The sequence below is a fragment of the bacterium genome (assembly GCA_021158245.1).
Lineage (GTDB): Bacteria > Zhuqueibacterota > QNDG01 > QNDG01 > QNDG01 > QNDG01.
Genome location: JAGGVB010000185.1, coordinates 1 through 7,113 on the forward strand (window position 1 = coordinate 1; position 7,113 = coordinate 7,113).

The window sequence follows — 7,113 nt, forward strand, 5'->3', positions numbered from 1 at the left end:
AAATAAAAAAATCCTACAAGAAATTTTAACTCCGTACTTGCTTCTATAAACTTTTGCAAGCGGTCTTTTAATGTGACATTTTCTTCGTTTGTGATAAAATTATTAATCATATTTACTTCTATTCATCATTCACAATTCATTCCCATCTTACTAAAAGCAAACACTTTTTTACCTAAATCTTTTAAACTGGCGCCTATATGATAATTTGTATCATCTATGATTAAAAATCTGTCAACTGTTATTTTCCCGCTATTTATAACATATCCATTATGAATATATTGTTTTAAAACCTGCGTTGCCCACTTACGAAATCTTGTGGCTTTAATTGAATTAACTCTATATCCCACGGAAATAACCATATCAAGATTGTAATATTTTACTTTTCTCTTTTTACCATCTTTGGTAACTTGTTCCAAAATGGAACAGGTTAAATTTTCCTCCAATTCACCTATTTTAAAAATATTTCCAACATGCTTTACAATAGCAGGACGATTCACTCCGAAAAGCAAAGCAATATCTTCCGCCCTCAGCCAAATAGTTTCTCTTTTAACTGAGACTTTCAGTTCAATTTCACCATCTTCATAAACAACTATCTGATTTGACTTCTGCACCGTCTATCCCTTATTAATCTCACCCACCATTCATAATTCACAATTCAAAATCACTTCTTCTCTTAATTCGATTGTGTACATTAAAGTTCGCAATTTAAATATTTGGAAAAAAGGCGAAGTCATCGTAATTTCTCAGGATAAAAAAAGTGCCTGCTTATTATTTTAATAAAATCAATAAATTAAATCTGAAAACACAGAAATCAAAATTAAAAAACAAGGGAGGAACGGTCACGGCCGTTCCCTACAACAATACAATAAAACTGATAAAAATATATGTATTTTAAATAACCGCTTTTACAATTAACCGCATACTTCCAAATAGAACCCGGAAGAATCAAATCTAATTAATATATTTATGAAAAACTACAGCAGCCCCTGCACATATCCTCCGTCAACCTGTACAACAGATCCTGTCATATAACTTGCCCGTTCCGAAGCAAGGAAGACAATCAAATTTGCGAGCTCCTCGGGATTACCCATCCGGCCGAGAGGTATCTTATCTGTAATTTCTTTTTCAATCTCCTCCATCGGCTTTCCCGACTCTTTTGTCTTAACTGCAATCAGCTCTTTTACCCGGTCAGTCATAAAATATCCCGGGCATACTGTATTTACAAGAATATTCTCTTCTGCAAGTTCAGTAGAAAGGCTCTTTGCCATTCCCGCAACTCCCGGACGGAACACATTAGAAAGAAACAGATTATCAATCGGCTGTTTAAGAGATACTGATGTCATGTGGATAATTCTGCCCCACTTCTGTTCCCTCATTCCAGGCAGCACACCCCTGACCAAACGAACAGCACTCATTAGAGTAAGCTGAGCTGCTTTCATCCAGTCATCATCATTTATATCTGTGAATCTGCCTGAAGGAGGCCCTCCTGCATTTGTAACCAGAATATCAACTTTGCCGAAAAGATCAAGTGTCTCTTTTATCATCCAGTCAATCTGATCCGGATCTGACAAATCTACAGATAAAGGGAAAACCGTTACACCTGTCTTCATTAAAATTTCGTCAGCAGTCTGTTCCAGAGCCTCTTTGTTTCTGGCACAAATAACAAGTTTCACCCCCTCCATTGCAAGCCCCCACGCCACTGCCTTACCCAGCCCTCTGCTGGAAGCTGCAACTACAGCAACTCTGTTCTTAATGCCTAACTCCATTATCTGCCCCTATCCTTTAAATGGTTCGTATAAAATTGCAGAATCAAACCATACTCTCTTTCTCGCCAAAAGAGCGGCCGTATGCAAACTCATCAATGGGAAAAGGCCACTCGCCCTCTGTTATGTAATTTGCAAGAAAAGAAGTAAGTGCAGGCCCAAGCATAAATCCATGCCCGCACATACCAATACCGCAGAAAAAGCCCTTAACTTCTGTTTCCCCGACCATTGGATTCCCGTCAGGAGTCATACTGTACGACCCTGCCCACTGCCTTAGTATTGACACATTCTCGAGAGCAGGAACCAGCCTGCACATTCTGCGGGACATCTCTTTTAAAAATTCCAGAGTGGAATCAGTACTTGTACCGGGCACCTGTTCTTCCGGAGTAAAACATCCTATAAACTGCCCTGTAACCCTCTGCACAAAATACCCTCCGTCAGGCCTGTAATCAACAAGCATGGGAATGCCCATGTATTCAACTCCTTCGGTTATTAATGCTTCGTGCCTTTCAGGCTCCACAGGAAGATCAACACCTGCCATTCTGCCGACCTCTTTTGCCCACGGCCCTGCTGCATTAACAACTATATCAGAGAAAAAGATCTCTCCCGAATCTGTCTTAATGCCCTTAACTGTGTTATTTTCCGTAATGATGTCAATAACCTGAGTATGGCTCATTATTGTACCGTTATTCTTAACAATACCTTCACTGTACCCCTTTACAACAAGAAAGGGATCAGCCTGCCCGTCAGATGCGCACCATGCACCGCCGATAAGAGTTTCAGTATCAAGAAGAGGCACCTTATTCTTACACTCTTCAGCAGAGATAAATTCAACGTCAAGTCCCACACCTCTCTGAATCTCAATATTTTTTTTAAAAAGAGATGCCAGATCTTCCGTGTGAGCAAGAAACAGATAACCGGAACTCTCCCAATCAACACTAAATCCGAATTCCTTTTCCATGCCTTTAAATAATTTTACAGACTCCATTGCTGTTTTAATGGACGGCGGTGTTGAAAACTGCTGGCGGATTCCCGTTATACATCGCCCTGTTGACCCTGCAGTTAAATAATCTTTCTCAATAAGCAGGACTTTTAATCCTCTTTTTGAAAGATAGTATCCTGCTCCCGTACCTATAATTCCGCCGCCTATGATAATTGCATCAAATGTTTTATTCATGATCATCCCCAAGAAATTCATTCATTCTGATTGAAACAAGAGGCGGGCGTTTGGAAGTGGATTCAATTTCACTTACAGACTTTCCGGTCTTCTGAGCAATAATCCTGATCACCAATCTCCCGCATGTCCTCCCCTGGCACGGGCCCATTCCTATACGGAGAAATCTCTTTATCTCTTCAGGGTCTGTAACTCCGCTGTCAATAAGATCCTCAATCTCCTGAAGTGACACATCTTCACATCTGCACACAATTATATTTTTTTTATCTATCTTATCGCTCATTGCGGCTTCCTCCTGAAAAAACGGGCCTCTAAGGATAGTTCATCATTCATTTCAATAAATATAACAGGCGTTCTGTCCTGAGCTTTTGAATTTCTTATTTTCTTTACAACTCCCGTACCGCATTCATCACCTTTACGATCCATAAGGACAACCTCCTCCTCTTTCTCAGGAAGAGGAAGAAATTCGTATGGCATACCTACAACAACTTTTCCGCCGGGACCGGATCTGTCAACAATAAAAATTGCAAGCCCTGGGCAATTTGCAACACATAAACTGCAGCCGTTGCATTTATCAAAATCAATTACAGGAAGGTTGTTTATTGAATCCCCCATTGTTATGGCGCCTCTCGGACAGGCATCCACACAAGGGTTGCAGGGGATATGCTGAACGCACTCTATTACTGCTACCGGCCCTTTTGAAAACCTATCTTCAGAAGGAATCCTTATATCATTAATATCGAGGTATCCTGTCTCTAAATATTTCATAAGCTCTTTACCTCCCCGAATAATTTCTTTTCTCCCTGCCTGACCTTCTCACCGAACGGGCCGTCTCTAAGTTCATCAAGACTCTTTTTCACCTTAATTTTAAGCTTAGATATTTCATCTGATTTACCCTGCAATTTTTCAACAGCATCAAGGCCGGCCAGCCTTCCTTCCATCATTGCAGAACTTGCCTCCTCAATACCTGATGCATCGCCAGCAACATATAGGCCTGAAATTGAAGTTTCCATAAAATGGTTTCTCACAGGTACTTCCCCTCCGAGTTCAGGTATTGATGCCATTCTGCATCCTGCCTGAAAAAATATCTCTGTCGTGGGTTTCAGCCCTACTGACAGGCATATTGTATCAACATCAATATTTCTTTCAGAACCCTCAACTTCCTGCCAGTTTTCGTCAAGCTGAACAATTGCTGCGCCCTCTACAAACTCTTTTCCTATGGCTTTTTTAATTGTGTGGCGTGTTAATATGGGGACTCCGCAGCGCCTTAATTTTGAGGCATGCACCTGATATGCTCCGATTGTAGGCAGAGCCTCAACTACTGCTGCTACTTCCACACCTGCCTGAAGAAGCTGATATGCAACAATTACTCCGATATTTCCCGCACCTACCATTAACATCTTTTTACCGGGCATTATTCCGTACACATTCATCAATGTCTGAACTGCACCTGCGCCGTAAACTCCGGGAAGATCATTATTGGGAAATGTAAGCATGTTTTCGGAAGCACCGGATGCTACTATTATTTTTTTTGCTTTTACTCTGTGAATCTTCTGGTCTTTTATAACCGCAAGCTCAAAAGGATGATAATATCCGACTACCGGAGTATCTGTAAATAATGTAACAGAATCACCCAAATCACCTATCAGCTTACTCCCTATATCAACTCCTCTGACTCTTGCATGGTGGTCTTTGGAACCGAAAAACATGTGGGTCTGCTTAATAAGCTGGCCGCCTACTCTGTTGTTCTCCTCAAAAATCATTACTTTTGCGCCGAATTTTGAAGCGTAGATTGCTGCTGACAGGCCGGCAGGGCCTGCACCTACAATTGCAATATCTGTTTCAAGAAGAGGAATTTCCTTTCTCGGATATGTACGGCCTTCGGGAATTTTCTCAAGTTTACCCCATCCTGTCTGGGATTTGACTTCCATTCCCTCTTTTGCGAGAACCATACAGGTCTTTACATTGGGCACTCCGTCAACCTGCATCATACAGCTGGAGCATTTGCCTATTGCACAGTAAAAGCCTCGCGGCCTGGAATAGCGGAGGCTGTGGCTTAATACTTTTATTCCGGATGCATGCAGAGCTGCAGCAATGGATTCTCCTTCATAAGCTTCAACAGCACTACCGTTAAAATTGAAAGTAATTTTCTTCCCTCTTGGGAAGGAAAGTATTGGATGCTGATCAATTCTCATAGTTATACTTGTCTCCTAAGTTAGAAGAATGCAGTACAATATCTAATAATTCCGCCGGAGAATCAATAAGATAATCGGGTTTAAGATTTTGAAGCATTCCGGAATCTCCGTATCCGTACTTTACTCCGCACACTTTAACACCTGCTCTGCGGCCTGCAGTAATGTCGCGTTCAGTATCTCCTACTAAAAGAACCCGATGCGGTTCAACACCGAATGTATCAAGAAGAGAAAAAAGCATCTCAGGATCAGGTTTTTCCTTTACTCCGTTATCCGGTGTACATACTGCCTTAAAATAAGCATCAAGATTCAATCCTGAAAGTATTTTTTTCGCATGGTTTCGGGGTTTGTTAGTCGCAACTGTCAAACAAACAGAAGAGAGGCTTGACAGCACATCCCGAATACCTGAGAACGGCAGTGTGGAATCGAGACAGTGGATGTCATAGTATTCTCTGAAAAATTCAAGAAAAACTTTTTTATCCGAATCGCCGCTTTCCTGCAATACTGCACGAATAAATTCATCTCCCCCGGGCCCAATAGCACTTCTCATCTGTTCTTCTGTAAGTTCCGGCCTGCCCATTTTTCTGACAGCATGATTAATACCGGCAGACACATCAGGAAAAGTATCGGCCAGAGTTCCGTCAAGGTCAAAAATCATCAAGTCAAATCTCGTTTTCATCCTGAATGGAGCTCCACAAACCTGCGTATTGATCTGTCAAATGTACGTTCAACCTCGTCAGGGAAATAACATGCAGGGAGTTCATCTCTCGAACGGTGATACCTGATACACTCGCAGCAATATCCCTTTCTTGAACACGGTTCATAAGTACAGTTGCAGGAAGCCATATTTTCAGTATAATTTTTACATTCTGCCACTACTATCTTCTCTCCACATCTTTAAAATATTTTCTAATAGTTTCTCTTTATTTTTTATCATTTGAACTTTGGACTGGCACTTTATCTGCCCTGCTCCTGCTCCTTTGTGCCCGTCGCCAATATTCAATTCCCGCATTATCCTGCCGACATCATAATTATTCTCTATGCTGTTCAGATTCAGGCTCAGAGACATTGACACAGCTATATCATTGGATTTGATCCCTCTGTGAAATAAATTTTTTATTTCTATTACAGCTTTTGATTCAGGATAGATTAGATATGCAAGATTTTTTACAATTAAAGGCCTTCTGTTGTGTCTCGTCAAATCTATTACTACAAGTTCCTTTTCAGTATCGTCTTTTAGAAAATAGGAATCCTGCTTGATCTGACGCATAATATCTTCCTCCTGCCCGCAGTACTTCTGCCACCTTTCAATCACTCTATCTGTTCCGGCCACTTCCTTAATATCCAAATCACGGACACTGCGTAACAGGCTCTGCATAAAATCCCGGGCATCCTTATAACTTGAAGATTCGGCTTTGAGAGCTCCTTCTATTATCTTCCCCGGAGTCTCTTTTCTCCAATCCTCAATACTCTTATAATCAAAAGCGTCAATGACATCTGCTTCATCAACCGCTGTAATAAAACGTTCGGGAATTTCTTTGTCTTTGAAATAGTTTATGACAACTCTTGCACAGGATTTTTCAGGAGCAAAAGCGCCCTTAATATCTTCCTGCTTCAGGCCGCGTAATAAAAGCTCTTCAAGATTGCCTTCATGATGATCAAACCACAATCCGCATTCCAGAGGATACGGAAGATCACACACTACATCATTTTCAGAAACCGGAAAACGGGATTCATTGACTGACCTTGGCCCGGTAAAATAAAAGGAATCAATATTTAAAAAATAGCTGCACAGCGCACCGCTGACAATTCCGTCAAAATCATTGTGGGTTATAATTCGGTTGTACAATTACTCCTCCGGAACAAAGGTATAAAGGGTATATATTTTAAAGAAAATTACATTAATAATCAAGTGTTTTTGATTTTCAACTAATTTTAAATTCAAAAAAATAACTGCTTTCCGCTACTCCTTTTTCTCAATTCT

General features: G+C 40.8%; 9 protein-coding genes. All 9 read right to left on the reverse strand.

Features of this window, described 5'->3' with window-relative positions:
* Positions 1-125: 125 nt before the first annotated feature.
* Positions 126-611: a virulence RhuM family protein gene (locus J7K93_10765; GenBank protein MCD6117487.1), complete on the reverse strand. Its 486-nt coding sequence runs from the start codon at positions 609-611 to the stop codon at positions 126-128.
* Between the two features lie 363 nt (positions 612-974).
* The gene (locus J7K93_10770) at positions 975-1,766 is read right to left on the reverse strand and encodes an SDR family oxidoreductase (protein MCD6117488.1); all 792 of its coding nucleotides are present in this window, start codon (positions 1,764-1,766) and stop codon (positions 975-977) included.
* 43 nt (positions 1,767-1,809) lie between these two features.
* Complete coding sequence (locus J7K93_10775) at positions 1,810-2,940, reverse strand: FAD-binding oxidoreductase (GenBank protein MCD6117489.1); 1,131 nt, start codon at positions 2,938-2,940, stop codon at positions 1,810-1,812.
* On the reverse strand, positions 2,933-3,220 hold the full coding sequence (locus J7K93_10780; GenBank protein ID MCD6117490.1) for a (2Fe-2S)-binding protein: 288 nt from the start codon (positions 3,218-3,220) through the stop codon (positions 2,933-2,935). The genes J7K93_10775 and J7K93_10780 overlap by 8 nt, the downstream gene beginning before the upstream one ends.
* Positions 3,217-3,705, reverse strand: coding sequence for a 4Fe-4S binding protein (locus J7K93_10785; protein MCD6117491.1), 489 nt, complete (start codon positions 3,703-3,705; stop codon positions 3,217-3,219). The genes J7K93_10780 and J7K93_10785 overlap by 4 nt, the downstream gene beginning before the upstream one ends.
* On the reverse strand, positions 3,702-5,132 hold the full coding sequence (locus J7K93_10790) for an FAD-dependent oxidoreductase (GenBank protein ID MCD6117492.1): 1,431 nt from the start codon (positions 5,130-5,132) through the stop codon (positions 3,702-3,704). Before J7K93_10790 ends, J7K93_10785 begins: the two co-directional genes overlap by 4 nt.
* Complete coding sequence (locus tag J7K93_10795) at positions 5,122-5,808, reverse strand: HAD-IA family hydrolase (protein ID MCD6117493.1); 687 nt, start codon at positions 5,806-5,808, stop codon at positions 5,122-5,124. The genes J7K93_10790 and J7K93_10795 overlap by 11 nt, the downstream gene beginning before the upstream one ends.
* On the reverse strand, positions 5,805-6,005 hold the full coding sequence (locus J7K93_10800) for a hypothetical protein (protein ID MCD6117494.1): 201 nt from the start codon (positions 6,003-6,005) through the stop codon (positions 5,805-5,807). Before J7K93_10800 ends, J7K93_10795 begins: the two co-directional genes overlap by 4 nt.
* The gene (locus tag J7K93_10805) at positions 5,992-6,978 is read right to left on the reverse strand and encodes a hypothetical protein (GenBank protein ID MCD6117495.1); all 987 of its coding nucleotides are present in this window, start codon (positions 6,976-6,978) and stop codon (positions 5,992-5,994) included. Before J7K93_10805 ends, J7K93_10800 begins: the two co-directional genes overlap by 14 nt.
* Positions 6,979-7,113: the final 135 nt, after the last annotated feature.

Excerpts from the sequence above, each read along its gene's own strand:
- J7K93_10770 (MCD6117488.1), bottom strand. The coding sequence starts at position 1,766 with ATGGAGTTAGGCATTAAGAACAGAGTTGCTGTAGTTGCAGCTTCCAGC.
- J7K93_10795 (MCD6117493.1), bottom strand. The coding sequence starts at position 5,808 with ATGAAAACGAGATTTGACTTGATGATTTTTGACCTTGACGGAACTCTG.
- J7K93_10785 (MCD6117491.1), bottom strand. The coding sequence starts at position 3,705 with ATGAAATATTTAGAGACAGGATACCTCGATATTAATGATATAAGGATT.
- J7K93_10780 (MCD6117490.1), bottom strand. The coding sequence starts at position 3,220 with ATGAGCGATAAGATAGATAAAAAAAATATAATTGTGTGCAGATGTGAA.
- J7K93_10790 (MCD6117492.1), bottom strand. The coding sequence starts at position 5,132 with ATGAGAATTGATCAGCATCCAATACTTTCCTTCCCAAGAGGGAAGAAA.
- J7K93_10775 (MCD6117489.1), bottom strand. The coding sequence starts at position 2,940 with ATGAATAAAACATTTGATGCAATTATCATAGGCGGCGGAATTATAGGT.